This is a genomic window from Spiroplasma endosymbiont of Zeiraphera isertana, assembly GCF_964030805.1.
Taxonomy (GTDB): Bacteria; Bacillota_I; Bacilli_A; order Mycoplasmatales; family VBWQ01; genus Spiroplasma_E.
Window position 1 is genome coordinate 503,973 of sequence record NZ_OZ034965.1, and the last position, 27,000, is coordinate 530,972.

Genomic DNA, 27,000 nt, shown 5'->3' on the forward strand with positions numbered 1-27,000 from the left:
AGAAAATACATTTAGTTATCCATCAAAAATATTACCACCAAGTCCACAAAATATAGCAAAACAAATTGTAATAATTCCAAAAAATCCAAGTATAGAAGTTAATATACCACAAACAGTTATATTTACTCATATACAAGATAAATTAATATGAGATTATAATTCATGAGTAGAAAATATAGTTCCTAAAATCAAACCATTAGAAATAAATATTAATTTTAAAAATTATTTAGACCCTACATTATTAATTAATACTTTTAATGATTTAAAGAGATATTATAAAAGCATAGATGTATATTTAAGTTATGAATATGAAACAGAAGAATGATTTAATCTTGAATTAAGTAGTTGTTCTACAACAGAAAACTTTAACCCATCTAAATCTCAAACTTTTGTTTTTTCAAGAGAATTAAAAGAATTAGCAATATACAATCAACCATTAAAGTTAAAACATTATGAAGATAATAAAATAACATATCAAGGATATCATCAAGGATTATATGCTGGATACTGAGGTAACGGTAAAATAGGATTAGAAATTAATAGAAATTAATATAATTTATATAGTAGACTTGGTGCAAAACTAAGGTAATTCAAAATTATATATTCCTGCTATTAAATTAAATCTTAATGCAAATCTTCGTATTTTATTGCGATATTTTAAACTTAAAATTTTAAAACGTTTTAGTTTAGCAAATACGTGTTCAATTTTAATTCTAATTTTACTTAAAGTTTTATTGTATTTTTTTTGAATTGGTGTTAATTGATTGTATTTACTTTTTTTAAATGGCAAAAATGTATTTTTATGAATATTTTGTATACCTTGATAACCCGAATCAACAAAAACTTTTTTTCTGGATGAATAAAAGTTTTAGATTTTAGAAGCAATTTAAAATCATGAATGCTTCCAAAACAAAAAGCAGTTGAAATAATTTTTCCATTGGAAATATCAATAATTATTTGGGATTTGAGAGAATGATGTTTATGTTTACCTGAAAAAAGTAATTTTAGTTTTTTTTAATTCTTTCAATTGGATTTTCAGTAGCATCAATAGCTAACAAATTATTATTAGTACCTTTATTTTTTGTTAAATCTTTTTTTCTAGGTAAATTAAAAATTCCGCTTTTTATTAAAATATTTTCAATTCAAAAAATATTACGAATGCAACTAGTATGACTAATATTATATCTTTTTGCAATAACTCCATAACTACTATAGTCTTTTCAATATTCTAAAGTCATTAATAAATGCTCTTCAATTACAATTTTATTTTTTCTACCACCATAATATTTTTGTTTAGACTCAGCAATTTTTAAAATTTCAAGCATTTTATAAAATGTTTGTGGCTTTATGCCGACTAAACTATAAAATTCTTGATCATCTTTATATTTTTTCAACATAATAACTATCACCTTTAATATTAATAATAATCGTTAAATTGTTAAAATTAAAGGTTTTGCACCAAGTCTAGTATTGAAAATACTTATATGCAATCTAAAATTGATGATTATATTGTTGCACAAAGCATTGAAAATAAAAAAGATACAATGTTAGGATTTTTTGATTTTTATGATAAAGAATTTAATTTAATTGTCCAATTATTTCCAAATATCATGCAATTAGAACTTGCGCTTTTTAGTGAAAAAGATATTTTAAGACCAATAACACAATATATAAGATATTATAAATACTATAAATTAACTATTTCAAAAATAGTATTTAATCCTAGATAATGTGCTATAATAAAAACCATTAATGATAAGTAGGTGAATAATTTCATGAAAAAATTAATTAGAATTTTAACAACAATAATTTTATCAAGTACATCTAGTGCTAGTATAATTGCTTGTAATAATAATCCAGATGTTTTACCACAAAAATATGATATATTTTTTAGTGAAATTAAAGAAATTAATGTTGAAACATTTGACAAAAAAAAACCTTTTATTTTCTTTAAAATTGATAAAAAAAATATTATTGGTAAAACTTCTATACCAGATGATATAAATTCTCTTTATGAAAAAGCAAAATATGTTTATTTTGTTGTAAATAATAATAGTAATTTAAAACAAATTTTAGATGTATATAAACTTAATGAAAACTCTACAGAAAAAGAAATAAAAGATAAATTATCTAATACTGTTATTAAAAATGCTAATATTAATGTTTCTAAAAATGGTTCTCCTTATTTTAATATTATTGTAAATTCTTTTTCGGGAAAAATATAAAAGTACTTACTTAAGTAAGTATAATTAATTCTGTATATGAGTTAGGTTGGCACCTAATTAAAAAGTTACCTTATTGGTAACTTTTTTTTCTTTATAAATTTATTATAAACTTGTTATATTACTTTTAATAAAATTTGTTTTATTATCAATTGCTAAATGTTGTTCATGATTAATAGATTTTGTAAATTCATTAGTTCATTTTTTTAGATTTTTAAGTTCATTTTTTTCTTTTAAGTTATTTATATCAAATATTTCTCTTTTTAATTCCTGAGTTGTAAATATAAATGGGACAGTTTTTTAAAATAATTGTATTAAATCTATTGGTCTTTTATAAGAGAGCGATTTTCTGGGTGTAGAATTAATTTGAAATGCTATAAAATTTAAATCTTTTTGTTTATATGAAGATAGATCTGTAGATTTTGGTAAATATCTTCTTAAAATACCATTATTATTTTCATTTAAACCCCTTTGGCAATGTTTACCAGGATCTGCAAAATAAATTTTGACATTACAAATTTTTTCGATTAATCTTCATTTACTAAATTCTTTACCACGATCAAAAGTAATGGTTTTAACTGTTCCTTTTTGTAACTTTGAAATAAATTTTATTATACTTTTCGTAATATTTTCTGATTTATGATTTTTAGTTACTAAAGGAATTGTGGTTTTTGATCATATATCAGCCAAAGTAATAATAGAACTTTTATGATCTTTGCCAATGATAGTATCACCTTCTAAATGACCAAATTCTTGTATATTTTTAATATTAGGAATGATTAAATTTCTTTCATGAATAGACTTACAATTATTAATTTTGCCCCTAGTTTCTTTTTGTTTGTGAGATTTATTTTTGCCTTTTCTCAATAAGTTATTTTCATCAAAACCCATTCGATTTGTTTTAAACATGTTATATAAAGTTTTTGTCGAAATACTTTTTATTTTATTTTCCTTTAAAAAGTTAGCAATTATATCAAGAGCATACTTTTTAGTAATTAACAAATGATTAATACTATTAATTTCTGTTAAAGTTAAAATTATTAATTTTCTGCCTGCATTTTTTTTATTTTTTTGAAATTGATTCAATATTTCTAATGGCAATAAGTTTTTATTTAATAATCTACAAACTCTATGTACGGTTGATTTACTATAATCAACAATTTTTGCTATTTTACGAATCGAAAATCCATAATTTTTATATTCTTTTATTGCTATTATTGATTCAATACTCAGATACTTATACATTGCGCTAATTCCTTTCTTTTCTTAATTATAGAACTAACACAATTTAATTTTTATATAAGTGTCCTTTTTAATTTTACAATTAAAGATTTATAACCACATCCTTCTTTTAATTTTCAAAAAAACTCTTGATGAAATAAAAAAAATCATCAACCTGGCCTAAAATTTGATTTTATTTAATTTTGGGATTTATTTTTTTTACAAACTGAAATATAATGCTTCAGATTTTGCATAAGGTGATATTTTATAATGTCGGTATTTAAATTTTCATAAATTGAGGTAATTTTGAATATTGGTAAATCCAATGCCATGATAATGAGTAATAAATTCTTTTAAACTTGATTGTATTTTACTGATATTACTTAAATTTTTATAATTTAATTCTTTATTTTCTTTTGATTTAAATTTCTTGAGAGTACATTTTGTTTGTTTAGCTACTGTATCATATAGTATTTGCATATCACAAACTATAATTGATTTTTCTTCGATAAGCTTAGATGTTAAATTTTCTTGTACTCATTTTTTTGTTAATCTTTTAGTATTTGTTGTTTGAGCATAAATATTTTTATTTTCATCAATTGCCATTTCAATACAACAGTTTAAATCTTTAGCATTTTCTTCAATTCATTTTTTTCTTGGATCATCTGGATTTTTGAAATTTCATTTATGAATTTCTTTGATAAAGGTTTCATCAATTTCAATTCTACCTTTTAATTTTGTGAATGGTTTTTGTGTTTTTGCTAATTGTGATGATTTCATAAATTTTTGACGATTAAATCATGCTGATGTTTTTGAAATTTTAGCAAATTGAGAAATAGTATAAGCAGATTGACCTAACAATGACAATCAAATTATTCAATCTCATTGTTCATGAGATAAATGACTTCAATGTAAAAAATGATTTCTTAAAGCATCAAAGCTACTTTTACAATCTTTGCATAAATATTTTTGCTTATTATTCTTAAAACCATTTTTTACACATCAATAAGATTTACAATTTGGACATTGAATTCCTTTTTCTTTAAATTTTTTATCAATTGCATCTAATTTTTCTTTTTTCTCAATTTGTTTAATTCTATTTTTAAAATGTCTAATAATTTTTATAAATTCTTCATTTTTTTTGTTTTTTAAAACACCAATTAATTCATTATTAGTCACAAAAAATCACCCCTGATATAAAAATATTACTTTTAATTTAAAATTAAAAGTAATATCAAGATTTTTTGTGAAAATTAAAACATCCTTCTGCAGTTATAAATACTGCTCCAATTTCGCCAATCAAACCACCAACTGCTGCTCCAATCAATGTTCCTATTCCAGGAATAATGCTACCTGTTGTTGCTCCTATTGCCGTTGCAGTACTAACAGCAGCATTTTTTTTGCCTGTACTATGACAATATGTGTTATTATTATGATTATAATGTACTTCTTCAATATGATTATCATCATGGTGAATAATATAATGTTTATTGATATCTATTTTTCCAAATAAATCCCAATTACGAATTAAATATCCTCCATCATCTGTTCAAGTATATATATCTCCTTCTTTTAAGTAGTTATCATTACTATTTTTAGTTATTTCTTTTATGCTTAATATTTTTATTTGTTCTAATTTAGAAAAAATAGTAATACTACTAATAGTAGAACTTAAAATATTTATTCTTAAGCATATTAATATTAATTTTTAAATTAATAACTTCTCCACTATGAGATAAAAAATAAATCTCATTTTTTTTATCTAAAATAATATCTTTAATTGAATAATTTAAATTATCAAATTTATCAATCCTATCACCCTGGCGAATTAAATAAAGTCCTTCAGTTGTTCCTAGTAAAATATCTCCTTCTTTTAAATTTTCACCTTTTGTATTTTCATCTAAAACTTTTATTGCAGTTATTTTTCCTTGAATTTTTTCAATTTGTGGTTTTAAATCACAAAATTTATTATTTAAAAGATTTGTTATCGAACTTTTTAAATCTCTACCTAATCGTCTATTATTACAATTTATATTTTGGTTATAATAAATAAAAGAAAATAATAAAAAATTATTTAATGCCGGCCTTACAATTTCTTGCAAAAATCTTGCGTTATTTCCTTGATTATTATTAGGAAAATTTGCAAAATCTATTCCAATATTTTGTAATTGTAAATTATTAGAATTTGAACTAATTAAAGAAAAAACATCGCCACCAGCATAATATAAATCACGAGCAGTATAGATTGCATATTGTCGAGTACCTGGGTCTATAACTCTATAACGAATGTTTGATAAATCTTCTTGTGGATCATTACCATTTGAAGAAGTTGAAACAATTAAAATAGAATGTCCTGCATACCCTCCATATGCTCTATAAGTTGGCTGAAAACCTTGACCAAAAATCAATGGCATATTATTTTGTAAACTTGAACGAACTAGTGAATCTAAGTTACGAAAAAAAGTATCTCTAAAATTTATTTCTATATTTGCTTGAATTTGTTCATTAATCCTACGATTTGCTTCTTCTATATTTGCATTTTGAATACCTAATTGTTCTTCTAATTGTCTAATACTTCTTGCAATATTTAATGTTTCTGATAAGTGATTTCATTGATTACGTATTGCTTCATCAACTGTATTACCTGGAATGTTATCAGCAGTTGTTTGAAGCCCAAAATAACGTGGTGCGTGAAAAAATTGTATTGTATATGGTTGTGTTTGTATATTTTCACTTGTAATAATATCATTAATTATATTGACAACATTTTCTGAATATACTCCACCACCTATAATTTCATTATTTTCATTTCTCAAATATTCAACATTCATTCTTTCAGATAAATAATGTTGGAAACTAGAGTATTCAGTTAAACCAGCGCCCTCCCTACTTAAATTTATTCTATCTAAAAAATTATTTATATTTAATCCTAAATTTCTTAAAATTGCTTCAGAAGTAGCAATAGCACATCAAACAACATTTTCTTGAGAAAATAATGGTATATTTACGTTAATTGCTCATTCATTATTATTTCTTGGTTGTCTTTTATGTCTATTTCTACTTTTTTCATGTCTATGTTTATGTGTACTTGTTTCTAATTCTTTTTGATAAATTGGGTCAATATTTTGATTTGTTTCATTTAAATTATATGGTTGATAATTAATACTTGTATTTGTAAAGCTATTTGGTTCATCTATTGATTCTAAACTGGTATTGTTACTAACTCAATCTTTAATCTTTTTATTATCAATTGACTTAGCATTAATACCTTGTGTTTTATCATTAAATAATGGTGCAGATAATAATCATAATTTAAATCAATAACTTGGATTAAAATATTTCATAATTTTATACCTCTTTATTTTAAACATAAAAAACCCATTTACTTTAAAATAAAGTAATGAGTTAAAAACTTATATTAAGTTTATGAGGTTATTCTACACCATTATTTTATTTATACTTGTTTAATCTTTTTTATAATATTCTTTAATTTCTTTTATTTTATTTTTAAATTGTTTTTTATGAAAATAACACATATTAAAAAATTGAACTACACTATCTTCTATATTTACAGTTTTTAAAGTAACTAATATTTTACTATTACAATCTTTAACAATACATTTTAATAATACTTTTTCTTGTTTTTCTTTTTGCATTATTTACTCCTTATTTAAATAATATCAACCAATTAATAAACTATCTGCTTCATCATGATTATTAACGGTTATATTTCAATTATTAAAAGTAATTAAATCTTTAACTAATATTAAAGAATATTCTTTTTTTCAATTACTATAATCTATTGTGATATTTTTATAATTTTCTTTATATCAACTTTTTAATTTACTTGGACTAATAAGCATATCTTTTGTTATAAGTTTATTAAATGGTCCAGCAATAAAACCACGTAAATGTTCTTGTGTTTCATAACCAATACCATTTTTACTATGAAAAGTACCACGTTCAATAACTATATTAAATTTGCTAATTTTTCTTGTAATTTCAATTAAATCATGTACTTTTGATTTTACTTCTAAATAAAAATCATATTGTTTTTGAAAATTAAAACTTTTTATTCATATTGGTGTATGGTGATGATATATTTCTTTACCACATCCTCCACGACATCATTTAATATCTCATAAAGTAAATCCAGTATTTTTTATACTTGGGTCTACTGAAAGTAAATAATTATTCATAATTTCTATACTCATTTTTATTATTATTTTTTAAATTTTTAAATCTTTCACGAATTTCTTTAAATTTATCAAATAATACTTTTAAATAATTTTCACCCATTAATATTAAAAAATCTTTATTATTACTTGGATTTAATTTTTCCATATCTTCTCTTATACATTCATCAAATAAAACTGTATTTGTAATCATATATTTTTCAAAATAATCTAATTGTTTTTCAGTTGGTTCTCATTTTTCATTTTGTATTTTTACATTATTATTAATATAATTATTTTGTTGCTTATTATTTTGAATTAAATTAACATTATCATTATCTGGGTCAAGTTCATCTTCACTTAATAATAATAAATTCATTAAAAAATATCTATAAGCATAAGTTTCTGCACTACCTTTTGCTTTTGCTATATCTGTATTTTTAGCACATGCTAATATATCAAAATATTTAATTTCTTTATCATTATCTAAATCAATAATTGTATATCTTTTAAAATAAGTTATTTCTACTTCTTTGGTATCTAAATAATTTATTTTTCTATCAGTTGTTAATATATCTTCATGTGTAATCACAATATTTAATTCTTTACATAATAATTTAAATTTATTAAAAATATCACTTAATAATCAATATTTATAATTTCCAAATTTATTAAAACCATTTTTAGGTGTACTACCAATTTCTAATTGTAATTTAAGTATTTTTTTATATAAATTATTCATTATAATCACTCTTTCTATTTATTTATTGCTTTTTTAATTAAATTTCTTATAAAACCATTAATTTTCATATTTCTTTCTTCACAAATTTCTTTTAATTTTTCATAATCTTTTTCAGTAAATCTTAAATAGACTTGGTGCAAAACCTTTAATTTTAACAATTTAACGATTATTATTAATATTAAAGGTGATAGTTATTATGTTGAAAAAATATAAAGATGATCAAGAATTTTATAGTTTAGTCGGCATAAAGCCAAAAACATTTTATAAAATGCTTGAAATTTTAAAAATTGCTGAGTCTAAACAAAAATATTATGGTGGTAGAAAAAATAAAATTGTAATTGAAGAGCGTTTATTAATGACTTTAGAATATTGAAAAGACTATAGTAGTTATAGAGTTATTGCAAAAAGATATAATATTAGTCATACTAGTTGCATTCGTAATATTTTTTGAATTGAAAATATTTTAATAAAAAGCCGAATTTTTAATTTACCTGGAAAAAAAGATTTAACAAAAAATAAAGGTACTAATAATAATTTGTTAGCTATTGATGCTACTGAAACTCCAATTGAAATAATTAAAAAAAACTAAAATTACTTTTTTCAGGTAAAAAGAAACATCATTCTCTCAAATCCCAAATAATTATTGATATTTCCAATGGAAAAATTATTTCAACTGCTTTTTGTTTTGGAAGCATTCATGATTTTAAATTGCTTCTAAAATCTAAAACTTTTATTCATCCAGAAAAACAAGTTTTTGTTGATTCAGGTTATCAAGGTATACAAAATATTCATAAAAATACATTTTTGCCATTTAAAAAAAGTAAATACAATCAATTAACACCAATTCAAAAAGAATACAATAAAACTTTAAGTAAAATTAGAATTAAAATTGAACACGTATTTGCTAAACTAAAACGTTTTAAAATTTTAAGTTTAAAATATCGCAATAAAATACGAAGATTTGCATTAAGATTTAATTTAATAGCAGGAATATATAATTTTGAATTACCTTAGTTTTGCACCAAGTCTAATGAACAATAATTTGTTTAATCATTAAATCTTCTGGTTTCTTTTTGGGTGCTGCTGTCATATTTATTCATCTCCTTTAACCTTTAATAATTCTTTTATAATCAATAATTACTTGTTCTAATTGATTTACATTTTTATAATTAAAATAATCAAAACTAATTTTTAAATCACCATCAGCATTAATGTTAATTTCTAAATCTTCATATTTACTATTAAATTCTTCTTGTAATTCTTCAAATTTTTCTATTAATTTCATTTCATTTTGTAATTCTAATTGATTCATTTTTACACTCCTTTAAAATTTTCTAATTGTAATTCATTAATATAATATTCATATAAGTAATCTCAATTATTTGATGTTAAATACATATCTTCTTCAATCGTGTCATTAATACATTTATTACAATAATAACTATTATCAATTCCATGTAATTCACTTATTCATATATATTTTTCATTATGTATATTACATTTCATTTTTTTCACCTATTAATTTATAAAAACATTTATTACAAGTTCTATTTCCATATGATGAATTTTTATGACAAATATCACACGAACCTTTAATTCTATATTCTCTACATTCCATAATTATTCATTCCTTTCTATAATTTTTAATATTTCTTTTATTTCAATAGACTTGGTGCAAAACTAAGGTAATTCAAAATTATATATTCCTGCTATTAAATTAAATCTTAATGCAAATCTTCGTATTTTATTGCGATATTTTAAACTTAAAATTTTAAAACGTTTTAGTTTAGCAAATACGTGTTTAATTTTAATTCTAATTTTACTTAAAGTTTTATTGTATTCTTTTTGAATTGGTGTTAATTGATTGTATTTACTTTTTTTAAATGGCAAAAATGTATTTTTGTGAATATTTTGTATACCTTGATAACCTGAATCAACAAAAACTTGTTTTTCTGGATGAATAAAAGTTTTAGATTTTAGAAGCAATTTAAAATCATTAATGCTTCCAAAACAAAAAGCAGTTGAAATAATTTTTCCATTGGAAATATCAATAATTATTTGGGATTTGAGAGAATGATGTTTCTTTTTACCCGAAAAAAGTAATTTTAGTTTTTTTTAATTCTTTCAATTGGAGTTTCAGTATCATCAATAGCTAACAAATTATTATTAGTACCTTTATTTTTTGTTAAATCTTTTTTTTCGGGTAAATTAAAAATTCCGCTTTTTATTAAAATATTTTCAATTAAAAAAATATTACGAATGCAACTAGTATGACTAATATTATATCTTTTTGCAATAACTCTATAACTACTATAGTCTTTTCAATATTCTAAAGTCATTAATAAACGCTCTTCAATTACAATTTTATTTTTTCTACCACCATAATATTTTTGTTTAGACTCAGCAATTTTTAAAATTTCAAGCATTTTATAAAATGTTTGTGGCTTTATGCCGACTAAACTATAAAATTCTTGATCATCTTTATATTTTTTCAACATAATAACTATCACCTTTAATATTAATAATAATCGTTAAATTGTTAAAATTAAAGGTTTTGCACCAAGTCTAATATATTTTTTATTTTTAAGTAATTTTTCATTACATAAATTTTTTATCGGACTTCTCCCCACATGTACTTGTGGAGGAAACAATGAAATTGAATGAGTTCAACAATATATTTCAAACAGAAAAAGATTGTTTGAAATATATAGCAAGTTTGAAGGAAAACAAATGTATGAGGTGTTCTTGAACAAATTTGAATACTTCTGATTTAAGAAGAATAAGATGTTTGAAATGTCATCAAACATTTAGTATTCTTCATGACACCATTTTTTACAAGTCACAAACACCTTTGACATCTTGGTTTTATCTCATCTTTAGATGAATAAACACCAAACATGGAATTCCATCAACTGATGTTGCAAAAGAATTGGGAGTAACTTTGAAAACTGCTTGAAGAATGGGTCATAAAATCCGAAGTGCAATTGCAAAACAAGAACCTCAATTCATTGTTGAGGGCATAGTGCAAATGGATGAAATGTATCTTTCACATATGGGTTTTAAAAAACAAGGAAGATCCTTAAAAAATAAAACTTTGATTGTTGGGATTTATGAAAAAACAACCAATAATTTAATTGTGAAAGTGTTGAAAAATGCAAATCAAAAAAATCTTTTGCAATTTGCAAGAAACCACATTTCTTCAAAGTGTGATGTACATACTGATTCTTGAAAAGGATATCGCCATTTTAAATCAGTTTTCACTAAGCATGAAACAGTTAACCATCAAGATGGCTATGTTTCAAAAACTGGTGTAAACATAAACCAGATTGAATCGGCATGAAAGCACATCAGACGAACATTTAAAACACATATCAAAGTTGAAAAACATCATGTTCATTTATACGCAAAAGAATCGGCATATAAATTCAACAATATACCTAGTTTTGAAACTGTAATGTTATGTTTGATTTAAAAATGTGGGGAGAAGTCCGTAGATAGGCTTTTCTCAGCATTTATGTGATAAAATTTAAAAATAGTACATAAAGGGAGAAAAGCCTTTTTTATTAATTCAATTTTTTCAACATTTAATAACATATTAATTTCCTTTAATACTTTAAATAAAATATTTTTTCATTATGAATATTTATTTCTTTCATCGGCATAACAATATAATTTATTGCTAAATAATTATCTTTATATGGATTATTAATTTTAAAACTTTTCATATCTTGTTCTCATGTAATTTTATATTTAAAACATTCTTGATTTTTATCATTTTTAAAAATATAATAACCATTATATTGTTCATAAAATTCACAAGATATTAATTTATTTTCATTTCTAGTAATATTTGGAATATTTTTAATATATTTTAAAATATCACTACCTTTAACACTTTCAATATCTTTTGTTATTGATTTTTTACCCAATTTATAATAAAAATCTTCAATTATTTTTAATGCTATTTTTTTATTTTTTTCATCAATAATAGTATCTTTAATAGGAAATCATGTTTCATATTCACCAATTTCTAATAACATACCTTTAGTTGTTTCTTTAATTTTATTTTTAATATCTAAATTAACATTAATCATTACGTATCCTTTCTATGTATAAGCCTTATCACCTACAGTGATAAAAGGCTTATATACTACTAACTAAATATTTCTACTTACTATACGTAAGGCTTATGCTACTGTAAGTAGCAAAGCCTTGGAGGGTAGGGGTTCTAAGGGAAGGGAACCAAAAAATATCAAGTTGTAAAAGAGCATGACAAAAATTACTATTTGCAAATTCCTATACAATAGCTTTTATAATTTTTATTAAATTTGGAATAATTAATTACTTTAATAAAGTATAGGTTTAATAAAATAATTAATTATAATTGTTGAACAATTAAAAATGAGATTATTATCTCTCATTTAAGTTCTTATTAAATCTAACCATTAACTTGATACGCCCTTTTAATAAAAAAATAAGTTTTATTTTTGTATTAAAATAGTGGTAAGATAAAAATGTAATAAATTTTTGTCCTTGTTAATTAGATTTTTATTTTTTTAACATTCTTATATAAAAAGCATAATAAAAATATTACATATCATTGTAACTTTTATTTTAAAAAGTAAGTTATTAAAATAGTGCCGAGGATAAAGTACTGTTACATGAAATGCAAAAAATATGGAGGTAAATATGGCAAAACGAAAAATTGTCCTTGTTGGATGTGGAGCTGTTGGTAGTAGTTTTATTTACAGTGCCATTAATCAAGGTTTAGCCCAAGAATATGTATTAATTGATGCTTTTGAAGGTATAGCTGAAGGTAATGCGATTGATTTTGCTGATTGTCAAGCAGCTTTAGATCATCCTTTTATTTCAATTAAGGCTGGAAATTACAGTGATTGTAAAGATGCTGATATTATTGTTATTACTGCTGGAAGACCACAAAAAGATGGTGAAACAAGATTAAATATGGTAGCAGATAATGCCAAAATTATGAAGAGCATTGCTTTAGAAATTAAAAAATCAGGATTTAAAGGTGTTACTATTATTGCATCTAATCCTGTTGATATAATGACAACTGTTTATCAAAAAATTACACAATTTGATTATCATCAAGTATTAGGTTCTGGTACAATTTTAGATACCTTACGTTTACAATATTTAATTGGAGAAAAAATTGCAGTTAATCCAAAGTCAGTTGCTGCTTATGTAATTGGTGAACATGGTGATTCTTCAATGATTCCTTGAAGTTCGGTTTCGGTAGGTAATAAAACTATTTATCAACAAATTACTGAAGGTAGAATTAAAGAAAAAGATTTAGAAGAATTAAGAAAAGAAGTAGCACAAAGAGCTTATAAAATTATTAAATTAAAACGCGCAACTTTTTATGGTATTGGTGCAGCATTGGCATTATTAGTAAGAAATATCCTTGAAGGACAAAATCACGTTTTAGTAGCGGGTGCTTATTTACAAGGAGAATATGGACAGCAAGGTTTTTATATTGGTGTACCAACAATACTTTACGAAAAAGGTTGAAAAAGAGTAGTTCAGTTACCATTAACGAAAGAAGAGCAAACAGCATTTGATAAATCTTGTGCAATTATTAAAGAAACTTTAGAAACAGCTTTTGCTGCTATTAAATAAAATATAGGAGTAGTTTATTCGTGAATACAAGTGTAGAAAATATGAATAATGAAGAAACATTAACAAGTATTGAAACTTATATTGCTGTTTATAAGTATGCATTAAAGAAAGCACAAAGTCCGTTATTAAAAACTTTTTTAATGGGTATTGCGGCCGGACTTTTTGTTGGTATTGCTTATATTGCGGCTATTTTTGGTAGTAGAGGATTAAGTGATAATGGTATTAAAAATTTAACATTTGGTTTTATTTTTACTTTAGCAATTACTATGATTGTCTTTATGGGTGGTGAACTTTTTACTTCTAATTCCATGATATTTATGCCATTAATAAAAAAACAAGTTAAGTTAACAAGAATGTTAATTAACTTACTAGTAGTATTAATTGGTAATTTTATAGGTTGTTTTATTCTTTCATTATTTACATGATGAGCAGGATTTTTTGATAATCAAGCTTTTTTGGATAATGCTGTTAGTATTTTTAATCATAAATTAGTAATGTCTTGATGAAAAGTCTTTTTTAGTGGTATATTATGTAATTTTTTAGTAGCAGGAAGTGTTTATATTTCTCATGCCACTCGTTCATCTACTGCTAAATTTTTATTAATAGGATTAGTAATTATGGTTTTTGCCTTATCTGGTTTTTCTCACGTTGTAGCAAATTCTTATGTTTGAGGATTAGGACCTTTGTTTAATATTTATGGAATTCATAGTGGATTTAATGACTTTTTACAATTTGGTTATCAAGTACAACTTCCAACCTTATTTGGTAATTTTATTGGTGGTGGTATTTTATTACCTGGTATGTATTATTTAATCTTTAGAAAAGAATTACCAAAAATAACATTATAAATATATTATTAGTTTAATAGACTTGGTGCAAAACTAAGGTAATTCAAAATTATATATTCCTGCTATTAAATTAAATCTTAATGCAAATCTTCGTATTTTATTGCGATATTTTAAACTTAAAATTTTAAAACGTTTTAGTTTAGCAAATACGTGTTCAATTTTAATTCTAATTTTACTTAAAGTTTTATTGTATTCTTTTTGAATTGGTGTTAATTGATTGTATTTACTTTTTTTAAATGGCAAAAATGTATTTTTATGAATATTTTGTATACCTCGATAACCTGAATCAACAAAAACTTGTTTTTCTGGATGAATAAAAGTTTTAGATTTTAGAAGCAATTTAAAATCATGAATGCTTCCAAAACAAAAAGCAGTTGAAATAATTTTTCCATTGGAAATATCAATAATTATTTGGGATTTGAGAGAATGATGTTTCTTTTTACCTGAAAAAAGTAATTTTAGTTTTTTTTAATTCTTTCAATTGGAGTTTCGGTAGCATCAATAGCTAACAAATTATTATTAGTACCTTTATTTTTTGTTAAATCTTTTTTTCCAGGTAAATTAAAAATTCCGCTTTTTATTAAAATATTTTCAATTCAAAAAATATTACGAATGCAACTAGTATGACTAATATTATATCTTTTTGCAATAACTCTATAACTACTATAGTCTTTTCAATATTCTAAAGTCATTAATAAACGCTCTTCAATTACAATTTTATTTTTTCTACCACCATAATATTTTTGTTTAGACTCAGCAATTTTTAAAATTTCAAGCATTTTATAAAATGTTTGTGGCTTTATGCCGACTAAACTATAAAATTCTTGATCATCTTTATATTTTTTCAACATAATAACTATCACCTTTAATATTAATAATAATCGTTAAATTGTTAAAATTAAAGGTTTTGCACCAAGTCTATTATAATAAACTCTTATCAATGAGTAGTAAGTTTAGATTTAAGTAAGGAATTATTATTTAAATAATTAAAAAATATTAAAAGTGATTGGGAATTCCAATCACTTTTAAATTTAGATTATTAATCTTGTCATTTTAATTTGCGAGCAGCAATTCCCATAAAAATTGCTAGTATTATTAAACTAATACCTCCATATAAATACATTTCTCATGTCATTTTAAATGTTCCATTTCAACATTCAAAGTAAGGCAAAGTAGAGTATTTAAATGGTGAGAAATAACTAATAATATTTAATACTTTACTACTTGTAATTCAATCAATAGGCATAATTGAGCCACTTAAGTAAGCAACAGGTAAATATAATACGTTGGCAACAGCAATAAATGAAGTAATAGTCTTAAATAATGATGCTAACATTATTCCCAAACCAATAGTAGTGATAAAAATAATAATAATTCATGGAATCGAAGCACCAATTTGAGTAGGAAGATCAATAACACTTCAGCCATACGTACCACCAAAGTAAATGCCACCTCATAATAATGTTCATAAGAAAGAAATTATTGAAGCAAATACACCGATGATAATTACAGCAGTAACAAAAAATAAGGGATGAATATTAGTTGCACCAATTCTTTTTAGTAATACAGATAATTTAAATTCAATAATTGTTTGAGGAATAATAAATATTCCAACTGAAATAATATTAACAATCGCAATACCAGCAATCATTTGTTTAACGGCAGTAATGGTGCCAGAAACATCAGCACCAGTATGCCGTATTGATTCTCCTTGAATTCCCAAGATTAGAATTGGATAAATAATTAGAAAAAATGGGACAAAGAAGCCTTTTAGATAATATTTAAACATTAAATTCAATAACGGTATTTGTTTAGAAGATCGTGTTTTTGCGGCATTTACAATTTTGTTTGGATCTTGCTGACCTTTTTTCTTAGATAATGCTTCTTTTTCTGCAGCAATAGTAGGTTTTTTATATTTTTGAAATTGTTGAGATGTATAGTTATGAACTGAACCATATTCTTTAACAACCTCTTTAACAGTCCGTTTTTCAATAATGTCACCATCGTGCATATAAATGATACGTGTACAGAAATGTTCAATTTCACTCATGTTATGAGTAACTAAAATCATTGCTACATTTTTTTCAACAATATTTTTTTGTAAAAAATCAAATATTTCTTCCTTAACTTCAATATCTAAACCAGTTGATACTTCATCTAAAATCACCAAGTCAGGTTTATGAATAACACTTAATAATATATTAAGTCGTTGTTGTTGACCACCAGATAGAAACATAATATTTTTATTTTTAGCAGCTGATAATTGATAGGTATTTAATAATTCATTTAATTGACCAACATTGATTTCGATATTAAATGTTTCTAAATAATAAGTAAGCATATCCATAACAGTAATGCCTGGTGGATATTTTGATTCTTGAAATTGGAAACCAATAACAATACCTTCTTTTTTTCAATAACTCCTGAAGTTGCATGTCTAATACCAGCAATAATTTCTGTCAGTGTTGACTTACCACTACCATTTGCACCAATGATTCCAATTCGCTCACCAGCTTTAATTTGAATATTTAATTTATTTAAAACCGTTTTATCACCGTATACTTTAACAATGTCAGTAGCATTAATTAGAAAGTCACTATTTTTAATTCTTTTTTCATGTGTTGTTTCTGTTAAATTTGTTTTGGTTTCTTTTTCTAACATTTTTTATTTCCTCTCTTTTCAATTTAAACTACTATTTTCACTATCTAAATTTGGTTCTAATAAATCATTATATATCATCTTGCTGCTGTTAACAATTAAAATATGAGTAAATCATTTTTTATTTTTAGTTAAGTAATATTGTTAATACTTTTTAAATATGTTTTTAAAAGTTATCTTTTTTATAAAAATTTCAATTAATAGCATTATTTATAACACTATTTTAAAATAGTGTATTATTACGATAATATTCAAAAAATATAAGTTTTTAACGATTTACTTTATTTTTGAAAGTAAGTGGTTTTTTTACCTGAGTTGTAAATATAAATGGGACAGTTTTTTAAAATAATTGTATTAAATCTATTGGTCTTTTATAAGAGAGCGATTTTCTGGGTGTAGAATTAATTTGAAATGCTATAAAATTTAAATCTTTTTGTTTATATGAAGATAGATCTGTAGATTTTGGTAAATATCTTCTTAAAATACCATTATTATTTTCATTTAAACCCCTTTGGCAGGGTTTACCAGGATCTGCAAAATAAATTTTGACATTACAAATTTTTTCGATTAATCTTCATTTACTAAATTAGACTTGGTGCAAAACTAAGGTAATTCAAAATTATATATTCCTGCTATTAAATTAAATCTTAATGCAAATCTTCGTATTTTATTGCGATATTTTAAACTTAAAATTTTAAAACGTTTTAGTTTAGCAAATACGTGTTCAATTTTAATTCTAATTTTACTTAAAGTTTTATTGTATTCTTTTTGAATTGGTGTTAATTGATTGTATTTACTTTTTTTAAATGGCAAAAATGTATTTTTATGAATATTTTGTATACCTTGATAACCTGAATCAACAAAAACTTGTTTTTCTGGATGAATAAAAGTTTTAGATTTTAGAAGCAATTTAAAATCATGAATGCTTCCAAAACAAAAAGCAGTTGAAATAATTTTTCCATTGGAAATATCAATAATTATTTGGGATTTGAGAGAATGATGTTTCTTTTTACCTGAAAAAAGTAATTTTAGTTTTTTTTAATTCTTTCAATTGGAGTTTCGGTAGCATCAATAGCTAACAAATTATTATTAGTACCTTTATTTTTTGTTAAATCTTTTTTTCCAGGTAAATTAAAAATTCCGCTTTTTATTAAAATATTTTCAATTCAAAAAATATTACGAATGCAACTAGTATGACTAATATTATATCTTTTTGCAATAACTCTATAACTACTATAGTCTTTTCAATATTCTAAAGTCATTAATAAACGCTCTTCAATTACAATTTTATTTTTTCTACCACCATAATATTTTTGTTTAGACTCAGCAATTTTTAAAATTTCAAGCATTTTATAAAATGTTTGTGGCTTTATGCCGACTAAACTATAAAATTCTTGATCATCTTTATATTTTTTCAACATAATAACTATCACCTTTAATATTAATAATAATCGTTAAATTGTTAAAATTAAAGGTTTTGCACCAAGTCTATTATAATAAACTCTTATCAATGAGTAGTAAGTTTAGATTTAAGTAAGGAATTATTATTTAAATAATTAAAAAATATTAAAAGTGATTGGGAATTCCAATCACTTTTAAATTTAGATTATTAATCTTGTCATTTTAATTTGCGAGCAGCAATTCCCATAAAAATTGCTAGTATTATTAAACTAATACCTCCATATAAATACATTTCTCATGTCATTTTAAATGTTCCATTTCAACATTCAAAGTAAGGCAAAGTAGAGTATTTAAATGGTGAGAAATAACTAATAATATTTAATACTTTACTACTTGTAATTCAATCAATAGGCATAATTGAGCCACTTAAGTAAGCAACAGGTAAATATAATACGTTGGCAACAGCAATAAATGAAGTAATAGTCTTAAATAATGATGCTAACATTATTCCCAAACCAATAGTAGTGATAAAAATAATAATAATTCATGGAATCGAAGCACCAATTTGAGTAGGAAGAGCAATAACACTTCAGCCATACGTACCACCAAAGTAAATGCCACCTCATAATAATGTTCATAAGAAAGAAATTATTGAAGCAAATACACCGATGATAATTACAGCAGTAACAAAAAATAAGGGATGAATATTAGTTGCACCAATTCTTTTTAGTAATACAGATAATTTAAATTCAATAATTGTTTGAGGAATAATAAATATTCCAACTGAAATAATATTAACAATCGCAATACCAGCAATCATTTGTTTAACGGCAGTAATGGTGCCAGAAACATCAGCACCAGTATGCCGTATTGATTCTCCTTGAATTCCCAAGATTAGAATTGGATAAATAATTAGAAAAAATGGGACAAAGAAGCCTTTTAGATAATATTTAAACATTAAATTCAATAACGGTATTTGTTTAGAAGATCGTGTTTTTGCGGCATTTACAATTTTGTTTGGATCTTGCTGACCTTTTTTCTTAGATAATGCTTCTTTTTCTGCAGCAATAGTAGGTTTTTTATATTTTTGAAATTGTTGAGATGTATAGTTATGAACTGAACCATATTCTTTAACAACCTCTTTAACAGTCCGTTTTTCAATAATGTCACCATCGTGCATATAAATGATACGTGTACAGAAATGTTCAATTTCACTCATGTTATGAGTAACTAAAATCATTGCTACATTTTTTTCAACAATATTTTTTTGTAAAAAATCAAATATTTCTTCCTTAACTTCAATATCTAAACCAGTTGATACTTCATCTAAAATAACCAAGTCAGGTTTATGAATAACACTTAATAATATATTAAGTCGTTGTTGTTGACCACCAGATAGAAACATAATATTTTTATTTTTAGCAGCTGATAATTGATAGGTATTTAATAATTCATTTAATTGACCAACATTGATTTCGATATTAAATGTTTCTAAATAATAAGTAAGCATATCCATAACAGTAATGCCTGGTGGATATTTTGATTCTTGAAATTGGAAACCAATAACAATACCTTCTTTTTTTTCAATAACTCCTGAAGTTGCATGTCTAATACCAGCAATAATTTCTGTCAGTGTTGACTTACCACTACCATTTGCACCAATGATTCCAATTCGCTCACCAGCTTTAATTTGAATATTTAATTTATTTAAAACCGTTTTATCACCGTATACTTTAACAATGTCAGTAGCATTAATTAGAAAGTCACTATTTTTAATTCTTTTTTCATGTGTTGTTTCTGTTAAATTTGTTTTGGTTTCTTTTTCTAACATTTTTTATTTCCTCTCTTTTCAATTTAAACTACTATTTTCACTATCTAAATTTGGTTCTAATAAATCATTATATATCATCTTGCTGCTGTTAACAATTAAAATATGAGTAAATCATTTTTTATTTTTAGTTAAGTAATATTGTTAATACTTTTTAAATATGTTTTTAAAAGTTATCTTTTTTATAAAAATTTCAATTAATAGCATTATTTATAACACTATTTTAAAATAGTGTATTATTACGATAATATTCAAAAAATATAAGTTTTTAACGATTTACTTTATTTTTGAAAGTAAGTGGTTTTTTTACCTGATTTGTAAATATAAATGGGACAGTTTTTTAAAATAATTGTATTAAATCTATTGGTCTTTTATAAGAGAGCGATTTTCTGGGTGTAGAATTAATTTGAAATGCTATAAAATTTAAATCTTTTTGTTTATATGAAGATAGATCTGTAGATTTTGGTAAATATCTTCTTAAAATACCATTATTATTTTCATTTAAACCCCTTTGGCAGGGTTTACCAGGATCTGCAAAATAAATTTTGACATTACAAATTTTTTCGATTAATCTTCATTTACTAAATTAGACTTGGTGCAAAACTAAGGTAATTCCAAATTATATATTCCTGCTATTAAATTAAATCTTAATGCAAATCTTCGTATTTTATTGCGATATTTTAAACTTAAAATTTTAAAACGTTTTAGTTTAGCAAATACGTGTTCAATTTTAATTCTAATTTTACTTAAAGTTTTTTTTGAATTGGTGTTAATTGATTGTATTTACTTTTTTTAAATGGCAAAAATGTATTTTTATGAATATTTTGTATACCTTGATAACCTGAATCAACAAAAACTTGTTTTTCTGGATGAATAAAAGTTTTAGATTTTAGAAGCAATTTAAAATCATGAATGCTTCCAAAACAAAAAGCAGTTGAAATAATTTTTCCATTGGAAATATCAATAATTATTTGGGATTTGAGAGAATGATGTTTCTTTTTACCTGAAAAAAGTAATTTTAGTTTTTTTTAATTCTTTCAATTGGAGTTTCAGTAGCATCAATAGCTAACAAATTATTATTAGTACCTTTATTTTTTGTTAAATCTTTTTTTTCAGGTAAATTAAAAATTCCGCTTTTTATTAAAATATTTTCAATTCAAAAAATATTACGAATGCAACTAGTATGACTAATATTATATCTTTTTGCAATAACTCTATAAATACTATAGTCTTTTCAATATTCTAAAGTCATTAATAAACGCTCTTCAATTACAATTTTATTTTTTCTACCACCATAATATTTTTGTTTAGACTCAGCAATTTTTAAAATTTCAAACATTTTATAAAATGTTTGTGGCTTTATGCCGACTAAACTATAAAATTCTTGATCATCTTTATATTTTTTCAACATAATAACCATCACCTTTAATATTAATAATAATCGTTAAATTGTTAAAATTAAAGGTTTTGCACCAAGTCTATTGTAAAAGTTAATATTTTCTTAAAAGACTTAAATCACTTTGTTGAAATGAATAAAGTTTATGAAGAAATATTTGGTACACACGCTCCAGCAAGAGCAGCAGTTCAAGTTGCTAGAATCCCCAAAGATGCATTAATTGAAATTGAAGCAATTGCTTATTTAAAATAATTTTTCTAATTTTATTTTTTTATTGCATATCTAAATTTTTAACTATAAAATTAAGTCAAGATTTATTTAGAAAAAGTACTTTAAAATTTAAAAAGTTTTATTCATATAATAATGATATTAGTAAAATAAACTAATATCATTTTTAATGATACATTACTACACTTTCCAATTTAATATTCTTACTACAATTTCACACTTTTCTCAAAATTCTAAATATTTTATACTTAAAACAATAATAAAATACATTCTAAATAAATCTTAATTTTAAAAATAAATTATAAATTAACAAAAAATAATATTCAATATTAGACTTGGTGCAAAACCAAGGTAATTCAAAATTATATATTCCTGCTATTAAATTAAATCTTAATGCAAATCTTCGTATTTTATTGCGATATTTTAAATTTAAAATTTTAAAACGTTTTAGTTTAGCAAATACGTGTTCAATTTTAATTCTAATTTTACTTAAAGTTTTATTGTATTATTTTTGAATTGGTGTTAATTGATTGTATTTACTTTTTTTAAATGGCAAAAATGTATTTTTATGAATATTTTGTATACCTTGATAACTCTGGATGAATAAAAGTTTTAGATTTTAGAAGCAATTTAAAATCGTGAATGCTTCCAAAACAAAAAGCAGTTGAAATAATTTTTCCATTGGAAATATCAATAATTATTTGGGATTTGAGAGAATGATGTTTCTTTTTACCTGAAAAAAGTAATTTTAGTTTTTTTTAATTCTTTCAATTGGAGTTTCAGTAGCATCAATAGCTAACAAATTATTATTAGTACCTTTATTTTTTGTTAAATCTTTTTTTCCAGGTAAATTAAAAATTCCGCTTTTTATTAAAATATTTTCAATTCAAAAAATATTATGAATGCAACTAGTATGACTAATATTATATTTTTTTGCAATAACTATATAACTACTATAGTCTTTTCAATATTCTAAAGTCATTAATAAACGCTCTTCAATTACAATTTTATTTTTTCTACCACCATAATATTTTTGTTTAGACTCAGCAATTTTTAAAATTTCAAGCATTTTATAAAGTGTTTGTGGCTTTATGCCGACTAAACTATAAAATTCTTGATCATCTTTATATTTTTTCAACATAATAACTATCACCTTTAATATTAATAATAATCGTTAAATTGTTAAAATTAAAGGTTTTGCACCAAGTCTATTCTTTACCACGATCAAAAGTAATGGTTTTAACTGTTCCTTTTTGTAACTTTGAAATAAATTTTATTATACTTTTCGTAATATTTTCTGATTTATGATTTTTAGTTACTAAAGGAATTGTGGTTTTTGATCATATATCAGCCAAAGTAATAATAGAACTTTTATGATCTTTGCCAATGGTAGTATCACCTTCTAAATGACCAAATTCTTGTATATTTTTAATATTAGGAATGATTAAATTTCTTTCATGAATAGACTTACAATTATTAATTTTGCCCCTAGTTTCTTTTTGTTTGTGAGATTTATTTTTGCCTTTTCTCAATAAGTTATTTTCATCAAAACCCATTCGATTTGTTTTAAACATGTTATATAAAGTTTTTGTTGAAATACTTTTTATTTTATTTTCCTTTAAAAAGTTAGCAATTATATCAAGAGCATACTTTTTAGTAATTAACAAATGATTAATACCATTAATTTCTGTTAAAGTTAAAAATATTAATTTTCTGCCTGCATTTTGTTTATTTTTTTGAAATTGATTCAATATTTCTAATGGCAATAAGTTTTTATTTGATAATCTACAAACTCTATGTACAGTTGATTTACTATAATCAACAATTTTTGCTATTTTACGAATCGAAAATCCATAATTTTTATATTATTTTATTGCTATTATTGATTCAATACTCAGATACTTATACATTGCGCTAATTCCTTTCTTTTCTTAATTATAGAACTAACACAATTTAATTTTTATATAAGTGTCCTTTTTAATTTTACAATTAAAGTTTTATAAAAAAAATTTTAAATGTGATAAATCTATTTCTTTTTCATAAAGATTTTGAATACCAATTTTATATTTATTTAAAATTGAACTAAGATTATCAATTTTTTCTTGTGTATCTAAGCGAATTAAGATTTCATTTAAATCTTTAAGATATTTAAATTGATATTGATATTTTGTTAATATAGTGGCTGTTAATGGTAAATTGTTGGTAGTTAAAATAAAAATTTTGCCAACATCGAATTTTGCTATTGGTCCACTATAAAGCATTTTTCCCAAATCAACAATAGTACAATCATCAATAATATCTTTAACCTCGTTAATCATATGAGTTGTTAAGAAAATAGTTTTACCTTCTGCTTTTAATCTTTTTAATACATTTGTAAAATATTTTCGTGACTCTGAATCTAAGTTTGCACCCGGTTCATCAAGAATGACTAGTTCTGGATCATGTGCTAAGGCTTGAATTAGCATAATTCTATTTTTCATTCCTGAAGAGAAAGAATTTAAACCCTTATTACGATGTTCTCATAAATTAAAATTATTTAATAATTTTTGTAAATTAACTTCTAAAGCACTATCGGTAATAGTAGTTGTTTGTCCTAAATATTTTAGAAAATTATAAGCTGTTAAACCTTGTGGAAAGTTTTCTAAATTTAAGGAATAACCTAAGCTTAATTTTGATTTTGCACTTCCTGCTTTGTAATCATTAACCTTAATTGTACCACTGTATCTGTTACTGGGCATTGCACCAATGATAGACTTTAATAAAACGGATTTTCCGCTACCAGATTGACCAACCAAAGCATGAATAGTTCCTTTAAATACAGTAAAATTTATATTACTAATATTAAACTTTTTAAATTTTTTGTTATAGTTTCTGACACTAATCATAATGTCTTCTGTAGTTACCATAATAAGTTTTCTCCTAACTAACAATTTTTCGATTATACATTAAATAAGAAAGTAAGAATAAAAAGATAGAAAATCCACAATATATTTCAAGAACTGATTTATTATTTTGAAAATAATCAATGTTATCGGTTTTTATTTTTTTATTATTTAATGTTAGTTTAAAATCAGGATAACTAAATAAAGTATTTTTTTGTGTATCAAAATCGATACTAGATGTTGCATAAGGTTCAAATCAAAAATCACCATAGTAGTCCATAAAATAAGTCCAAATTTGATTTCAATGTTCAATAAAATTTATTGCATTGATAAATTGATAACTATTTGCAATACTAATGTAATTTTTATAATTTTTATCATTAGTAACATAATTATTAGTAATCTGACGATAAATATGAATTTGATTATAAATATATTCTTCGGTTGTTCTAACTAAAAAATAAACAGGATTATAAAAAATTTTATTAAATTCATTACGAAAATCAAATTTATATGCATATGTATCAATAAAAATATTTTTAATTTCCTTGGGTGATAGTGGAACGGGTTGTTCTAATATTGGACATGTAATTTGTATATAAGTATTATTAATATCAGTATCGTATGTTAATAGTGAAGGTGCTTTACCGCTTTGCAGATCCATAAATGAATCAATATTATATTTTTTATCATAATCATTAATTATATTAATTAAGTCTTCTGTAATTTGATTATTATCAACATTGTTTTTTAATTCATCTAAGTTTTTAAAATAACTATTAAAAGTAATTTTCATAAATATATTTTTATTTTGAAATTCAGGTGGTTTTCAAGAGGTTGTTTTACCACTAAGAGTTTTAACAGTAGGATTTGTTTTAATAAATCCTAATTTTTGATAAAAATCAATACGCTTATTAATAACATTATTTTCTTTAATATCCTTTAATTCTTGATCACTAAGATTAGAATAAAAATCAAAAATAGCTTTTGTTAAATTTGGATATTTAATTAATCCTTTTTCTAAATTTTGTTTAAATAAAATTGCTTCTTTGATTTCACTAACAGTATATTGGATATTATTTTCAAAATTAATTTTAATAATGTCACTATTTATTTTGGTTAATGAGTAAGGCAAACCACCCAATAAAAATAGACTACAGAAAATAACAAAAATTAAAAAAACTGTTTGTGATCGAGTAAAAGATAACATTGTTACTACACCAACAGTAACTAAAGCAGCAAATAAAGAGCAAAATCCAAAAAATTTTAGGATTGTTAATACGTAAAAAGTTAAATAAGAAACTTTTATAATAATTCCGCAAATCCCGCCAAAGATTAATAAAGCAATAATATTTATGAAAATAAAAGTTAAACTCATAAAAAATAAAGCAGCGTATTGAGTTAAAATAATAACATTTCTTGTATAAGGTTTAGTAAGTAATAACAGGAAAGAACTATCTTCAAATTGAGTACCAAAAATTTTTATAGCATTTAATAAAATAAAAATAAATAGAAATATACTATAAAAAATCATAATATAGTATTGTAAATCAATAATAAAATCTTCTATTGATAAATTTAAAAAAAACAAAACACTAATGCTCAATACCGAAATTACTATTGAAAATAAAAATAAAAATGCTGTAATAAAACTGTAACTAATTTTAATTATAATTAATCTAAATAACTTAAATCAACTTGTCTTTTTGGTTTTAGTTTTTTCTATAGTTTTCGTTGTGGTTTCTAGTAATCTGTCCAT

The 27,000-nt window shown here is 23.2% G+C and carries 38 protein-coding genes and 4 pseudogenes; 9 read left to right on the forward strand and 33 right to left on the reverse strand.

The genetic code is table 4. The features are described from left to right. Window positions 1-580: 580 nt before the first annotated feature. The 3 genes from AAHM78_RS03515 to AAHM78_RS03525 all read right to left on the reverse strand — a co-directional run bounded on the left by AAHM78_RS03515 (window position 581) and on the right by AAHM78_RS03525 (window position 1,397). Complete coding sequence (locus tag AAHM78_RS03515; RefSeq protein ID WP_342254380.1) at window positions 581-790, reverse strand: transposase family protein; 210 nt, start codon at window positions 788-790, stop codon at window positions 581-583. Further along, a complete protein-coding gene (locus tag AAHM78_RS03520; protein ID WP_342252932.1) occupies window positions 757-885 on the reverse strand; it encodes a hypothetical protein in 129 nt (42 codons plus the stop codon). The genes AAHM78_RS03515 and AAHM78_RS03520 overlap by 34 nt, the downstream gene beginning before the upstream one ends. Window positions 886-1,004: 119 nt before the next feature. Next, on the reverse strand, window positions 1,005-1,397 hold the full coding sequence (locus AAHM78_RS03525; RefSeq protein WP_342254381.1) for a transposase family protein: 393 nt from the start codon (window positions 1,395-1,397) through the stop codon (window positions 1,005-1,007). 87 nt (window positions 1,398-1,484) lie between these two features. On the opposite strand from AAHM78_RS03525, the gene AAHM78_RS03530 reads away from it, so the two are divergent. Further along, a complete protein-coding gene (locus AAHM78_RS03530) occupies window positions 1,485-1,730 on the forward strand; it encodes a hypothetical protein (protein WP_342254382.1) in 246 nt (81 codons plus the stop codon). Between the two features lie 45 nt (window positions 1,731-1,775). Further along, window positions 1,776-2,225 carry a hypothetical protein gene (locus tag AAHM78_RS03535; RefSeq protein ID WP_342254383.1) on the forward strand — a complete coding sequence of 150 codons (450 nt, stop codon included), beginning with the start codon at window positions 1,776-1,778 and terminating at the stop codon, window positions 2,223-2,225. 297 nt (window positions 2,226-2,522) lie between these two features. On the opposite strand, the gene AAHM78_RS03540 is transcribed toward AAHM78_RS03535, so the two are convergent. Both AAHM78_RS03540 and AAHM78_RS03545 read right to left on the reverse strand, forming a co-directional pair. Further along, window positions 2,523-3,467: an IS30 family transposase gene (locus tag AAHM78_RS03540; protein ID WP_342254384.1), complete on the reverse strand. Its 945-nt coding sequence runs from the start codon at window positions 3,465-3,467 to the stop codon at window positions 2,523-2,525. Between the two features lie 195 nt (window positions 3,468-3,662). Further along, window positions 3,663-4,622 (reverse strand): IS1/IS1595 family N-terminal zinc-binding domain-containing protein, encoded by a 960-nt coding sequence (locus AAHM78_RS03545; protein ID WP_342254385.1) that lies wholly within the window; start codon window positions 4,620-4,622, stop codon window positions 3,663-3,665. A gap of 65 nt (window positions 4,623-4,687) precedes the next feature. Between AAHM78_RS03545 and AAHM78_RS03550 the strand changes: the two genes are divergently transcribed. Continuing rightward, window positions 4,688-4,885, forward strand: coding sequence for a hypothetical protein (locus tag AAHM78_RS03550; RefSeq protein ID WP_342254386.1), 198 nt, complete (start codon window positions 4,688-4,690; stop codon window positions 4,883-4,885). A gap of 216 nt (window positions 4,886-5,101) precedes the next feature. Here the strand turns inward: AAHM78_RS03550 and AAHM78_RS03555 are convergent, their stop codons facing one another. From AAHM78_RS03555 to AAHM78_RS03575, 5 genes are all read right to left on the reverse strand, one after another. Continuing rightward, window positions 5,102-6,787 carry a hypothetical protein gene (locus AAHM78_RS03555; RefSeq protein WP_342254387.1) on the reverse strand — a complete coding sequence of 562 codons (1,686 nt, stop codon included), beginning with the start codon at window positions 6,785-6,787 and terminating at the stop codon, window positions 5,102-5,104. Window positions 6,788-6,907: 120 nt separating this feature from the next. Next, window positions 6,908-7,099, reverse strand: coding sequence for a hypothetical protein (locus AAHM78_RS03560; RefSeq protein WP_342254388.1), 192 nt, complete (start codon window positions 7,097-7,099; stop codon window positions 6,908-6,910). A gap of 3 nt (window positions 7,100-7,102) precedes the next feature. Then, a complete protein-coding gene (locus tag AAHM78_RS03565; protein WP_342254389.1) occupies window positions 7,103-7,642 on the reverse strand; it encodes a hypothetical protein in 540 nt (179 codons plus the stop codon). Next, the gene (locus AAHM78_RS03570; protein WP_342254390.1) at window positions 7,635-8,360 is read right to left on the reverse strand and encodes an ERF family protein; all 726 of its coding nucleotides are present in this window, start codon (window positions 8,358-8,360) and stop codon (window positions 7,635-7,637) included. Before AAHM78_RS03570 ends, AAHM78_RS03565 begins: the two co-directional genes overlap by 8 nt. Window positions 8,361-8,374: 14 nt before the next feature. Continuing rightward, on the reverse strand, window positions 8,375-8,500 hold the full coding sequence (locus tag AAHM78_RS03575) for a hypothetical protein (protein WP_342253078.1): 126 nt from the start codon (window positions 8,498-8,500) through the stop codon (window positions 8,375-8,377). 56 nt (window positions 8,501-8,556) lie between these two features. Here AAHM78_RS03575 and AAHM78_RS03580 point away from each other — a divergent pair, with 56 nt between their 5' ends. Together AAHM78_RS03580 and AAHM78_RS03585 are read left to right on the forward strand one after the other, a co-directional pair. Further along, window positions 8,557-8,949 carry a transposase family protein gene (locus AAHM78_RS03580; protein WP_342254391.1) on the forward strand — a complete coding sequence of 131 codons (393 nt, stop codon included), beginning with the start codon at window positions 8,557-8,559 and terminating at the stop codon, window positions 8,947-8,949. A gap of 59 nt (window positions 8,950-9,008) precedes the next feature. After that, window positions 9,009-9,374, forward strand: coding sequence for a transposase family protein (locus AAHM78_RS03585; protein ID WP_342254958.1), 366 nt, complete (start codon window positions 9,009-9,011; stop codon window positions 9,372-9,374). A 91-nt stretch (window positions 9,375-9,465) separates the two neighbouring features. On the opposite strand, the gene AAHM78_RS03590 is transcribed toward AAHM78_RS03585, so the two are convergent. The 4 genes from AAHM78_RS03590 to AAHM78_RS03605 all read right to left on the reverse strand — a co-directional run bounded on the left by AAHM78_RS03590 (window position 9,466) and on the right by AAHM78_RS03605 (window position 10,858). Beyond that, entirely contained in the window at window positions 9,466-9,672 is a 207-nt protein-coding gene (locus AAHM78_RS03590; RefSeq protein ID WP_342254392.1) for a hypothetical protein, read from the reverse strand. A gap of 2 nt (window positions 9,673-9,674) precedes the next feature. After that, a complete protein-coding gene (locus AAHM78_RS03595) occupies window positions 9,675-9,866 on the reverse strand; it encodes a hypothetical protein (protein WP_342253945.1) in 192 nt (63 codons plus the stop codon). Between the two features lie 174 nt (window positions 9,867-10,040). After that, window positions 10,041-10,415, reverse strand: coding sequence for a transposase family protein (locus AAHM78_RS03600; protein WP_342255013.1), 375 nt, complete (start codon window positions 10,413-10,415; stop codon window positions 10,041-10,043). A 50-nt stretch (window positions 10,416-10,465) separates the two neighbouring features. Beyond that, complete coding sequence (locus AAHM78_RS03605) at window positions 10,466-10,858, reverse strand: transposase family protein (RefSeq protein WP_342252845.1); 393 nt, start codon at window positions 10,856-10,858, stop codon at window positions 10,466-10,468. A gap of 152 nt (window positions 10,859-11,010) precedes the next feature. Here AAHM78_RS03605 and AAHM78_RS03610 point away from each other — a divergent pair, with 152 nt between their 5' ends. Continuing rightward, on the forward strand, window positions 11,011-11,832 hold the full coding sequence (locus tag AAHM78_RS03610) for an IS1595 family transposase (protein WP_342252843.1): 822 nt from the start codon (window positions 11,011-11,013) through the stop codon (window positions 11,830-11,832). Here AAHM78_RS03610 and AAHM78_RS03615 read toward each other — a convergent pair. Continuing rightward, window positions 11,829-11,954 (reverse strand): hypothetical protein, encoded by a 126-nt coding sequence (locus AAHM78_RS03615; RefSeq protein WP_286642115.1) that lies wholly within the window; start codon window positions 11,952-11,954, stop codon window positions 11,829-11,831. The genes AAHM78_RS03610 and AAHM78_RS03615 overlap by 4 nt on opposite strands. Window positions 11,955-11,965: 11 nt before the next feature. Next, a complete protein-coding gene (locus AAHM78_RS03620; protein WP_342254393.1) occupies window positions 11,966-12,454 on the reverse strand; it encodes a hypothetical protein in 489 nt (162 codons plus the stop codon). 595 nt (window positions 12,455-13,049) lie between these two features. On the opposite strand from AAHM78_RS03620, the gene AAHM78_RS03625 reads away from it, so the two are divergent. Together AAHM78_RS03625 and AAHM78_RS03630 are read left to right on the forward strand one after the other, a co-directional pair. Continuing rightward, window positions 13,050-14,000: an L-lactate dehydrogenase gene (locus AAHM78_RS03625; RefSeq protein WP_252320496.1), complete on the forward strand. Its 951-nt coding sequence runs from the start codon at window positions 13,050-13,052 to the stop codon at window positions 13,998-14,000. 41 nt (window positions 14,001-14,041) lie between these two features. Then, on the forward strand, window positions 14,042-14,848 hold the full coding sequence (locus AAHM78_RS03630; RefSeq protein ID WP_342254394.1) for a formate/nitrite transporter family protein: 807 nt from the start codon (window positions 14,042-14,044) through the stop codon (window positions 14,846-14,848). A gap of 33 nt (window positions 14,849-14,881) precedes the next feature. Here the strand turns inward: AAHM78_RS03630 and AAHM78_RS03635 are convergent, their stop codons facing one another. The 12 genes and pseudogenes from AAHM78_RS03635 to AAHM78_RS16710 all read right to left on the reverse strand — a co-directional run bounded on the left by AAHM78_RS03635 (window position 14,882) and on the right by AAHM78_RS16710 (window position 22,146). After that, on the reverse strand, window positions 14,882-15,256 hold the full coding sequence (locus tag AAHM78_RS03635; RefSeq protein WP_342255014.1) for a transposase family protein: 375 nt from the start codon (window positions 15,254-15,256) through the stop codon (window positions 14,882-14,884). Window positions 15,257-15,306: 50 nt separating this feature from the next. Further along, complete coding sequence (locus AAHM78_RS03640) at window positions 15,307-15,699, reverse strand: transposase family protein (protein ID WP_342252835.1); 393 nt, start codon at window positions 15,697-15,699, stop codon at window positions 15,307-15,309. Window positions 15,700-15,887: 188 nt separating this feature from the next. After that, entirely contained in the window at window positions 15,888-17,189 is a 1,302-nt protein-coding gene (locus tag AAHM78_RS03645; RefSeq protein WP_342254395.1) for an ATP-binding cassette domain-containing protein, read from the reverse strand. Next, window positions 17,171-17,509 carry an ATP-binding cassette domain-containing protein gene (locus tag AAHM78_RS03650; RefSeq protein ID WP_342254396.1) on the reverse strand — a complete coding sequence of 113 codons (339 nt, stop codon included), beginning with the start codon at window positions 17,507-17,509 and terminating at the stop codon, window positions 17,171-17,173. The genes AAHM78_RS03645 and AAHM78_RS03650 overlap by 19 nt, the downstream gene beginning before the upstream one ends. Before the next feature lie 337 nt (window positions 17,510-17,846). Further along, window positions 17,847-18,092, reverse strand: a pseudogene (locus tag AAHM78_RS16690) (IS30 family transposase); the annotation flags it as partial. A 17-nt stretch (window positions 18,093-18,109) separates the two neighbouring features. Beyond that, complete coding sequence (locus AAHM78_RS03655; protein WP_342254611.1) at window positions 18,110-18,484, reverse strand: transposase family protein; 375 nt, start codon at window positions 18,482-18,484, stop codon at window positions 18,110-18,112. A 50-nt stretch (window positions 18,485-18,534) separates the two neighbouring features. After that, window positions 18,535-18,927, reverse strand: coding sequence for a transposase family protein (locus AAHM78_RS03660; protein ID WP_342252835.1), 393 nt, complete (start codon window positions 18,925-18,927; stop codon window positions 18,535-18,537). 188 nt (window positions 18,928-19,115) lie between these two features. Further along, window positions 19,116-20,738 carry an ABC transporter ATP-binding protein/permease gene (locus AAHM78_RS03665; RefSeq protein WP_342254397.1) on the reverse strand — a complete coding sequence of 541 codons (1,623 nt, stop codon included), beginning with the start codon at window positions 20,736-20,738 and terminating at the stop codon, window positions 19,116-19,118. Window positions 20,739-21,075: 337 nt separating this feature from the next. Continuing rightward, a pseudogene (locus tag AAHM78_RS16695) lies at window positions 21,076-21,321 on the reverse strand (IS30 family transposase); the annotation flags it as partial. Window positions 21,322-21,338: 17 nt separating this feature from the next. Then, window positions 21,339-21,518: a transposase gene (locus tag AAHM78_RS16700; protein WP_425289782.1), complete on the reverse strand. Its 180-nt coding sequence runs from the start codon at window positions 21,516-21,518 to the stop codon at window positions 21,339-21,341. Continuing rightward, complete coding sequence (locus tag AAHM78_RS16705; protein WP_425289783.1) at window positions 21,482-21,703, reverse strand: hypothetical protein; 222 nt, start codon at window positions 21,701-21,703, stop codon at window positions 21,482-21,484. Before AAHM78_RS16705 ends, AAHM78_RS16700 begins: the two co-directional genes overlap by 37 nt. A gap of 50 nt (window positions 21,704-21,753) precedes the next feature. Beyond that, a complete protein-coding gene (locus AAHM78_RS16710; RefSeq protein WP_425289761.1) occupies window positions 21,754-22,146 on the reverse strand; it encodes a helix-turn-helix domain-containing protein in 393 nt (130 codons plus the stop codon). Window positions 22,147-22,215: 69 nt separating this feature from the next. Between AAHM78_RS16710 and AAHM78_RS03675 the strand changes: the two are divergent. Next, window positions 22,216-22,383: pseudogene (locus AAHM78_RS03675) on the forward strand (Rid family hydrolase); the annotation flags it as partial. Between the two features lie 247 nt (window positions 22,384-22,630). Here the strand turns inward: AAHM78_RS03675 and AAHM78_RS16715 are convergent. The 5 genes and pseudogenes from AAHM78_RS16715 to AAHM78_RS03695 form a co-directional block, all read right to left on the reverse strand. Next, window positions 22,631-22,852: a transposase gene (locus AAHM78_RS16715; RefSeq protein ID WP_425289784.1), complete on the reverse strand. Its 222-nt coding sequence runs from the start codon at window positions 22,850-22,852 to the stop codon at window positions 22,631-22,633. A gap of 255 nt (window positions 22,853-23,107) precedes the next feature. Next, window positions 23,108-23,500, reverse strand: coding sequence for a transposase family protein (locus AAHM78_RS03680; protein WP_342254190.1), 393 nt, complete (start codon window positions 23,498-23,500; stop codon window positions 23,108-23,110). Between the two features lie 70 nt (window positions 23,501-23,570). Further along, window positions 23,571-24,269: pseudogene (locus AAHM78_RS03685) on the reverse strand (IS30 family transposase); the annotation flags it as partial. An 87-nt stretch (window positions 24,270-24,356) separates the two neighbouring features. Further along, window positions 24,357-25,265: an ABC transporter ATP-binding protein gene (locus AAHM78_RS03690; RefSeq protein WP_342254398.1), complete on the reverse strand. Its 909-nt coding sequence runs from the start codon at window positions 25,263-25,265 to the stop codon at window positions 24,357-24,359. Between the two features lie 13 nt (window positions 25,266-25,278). After that, on the reverse strand, window positions 25,279-27,000 hold the full coding sequence (locus AAHM78_RS03695) for an ABC transporter permease (protein ID WP_342254399.1): 1,722 nt from the start codon (window positions 26,998-27,000) through the stop codon (window positions 25,279-25,281).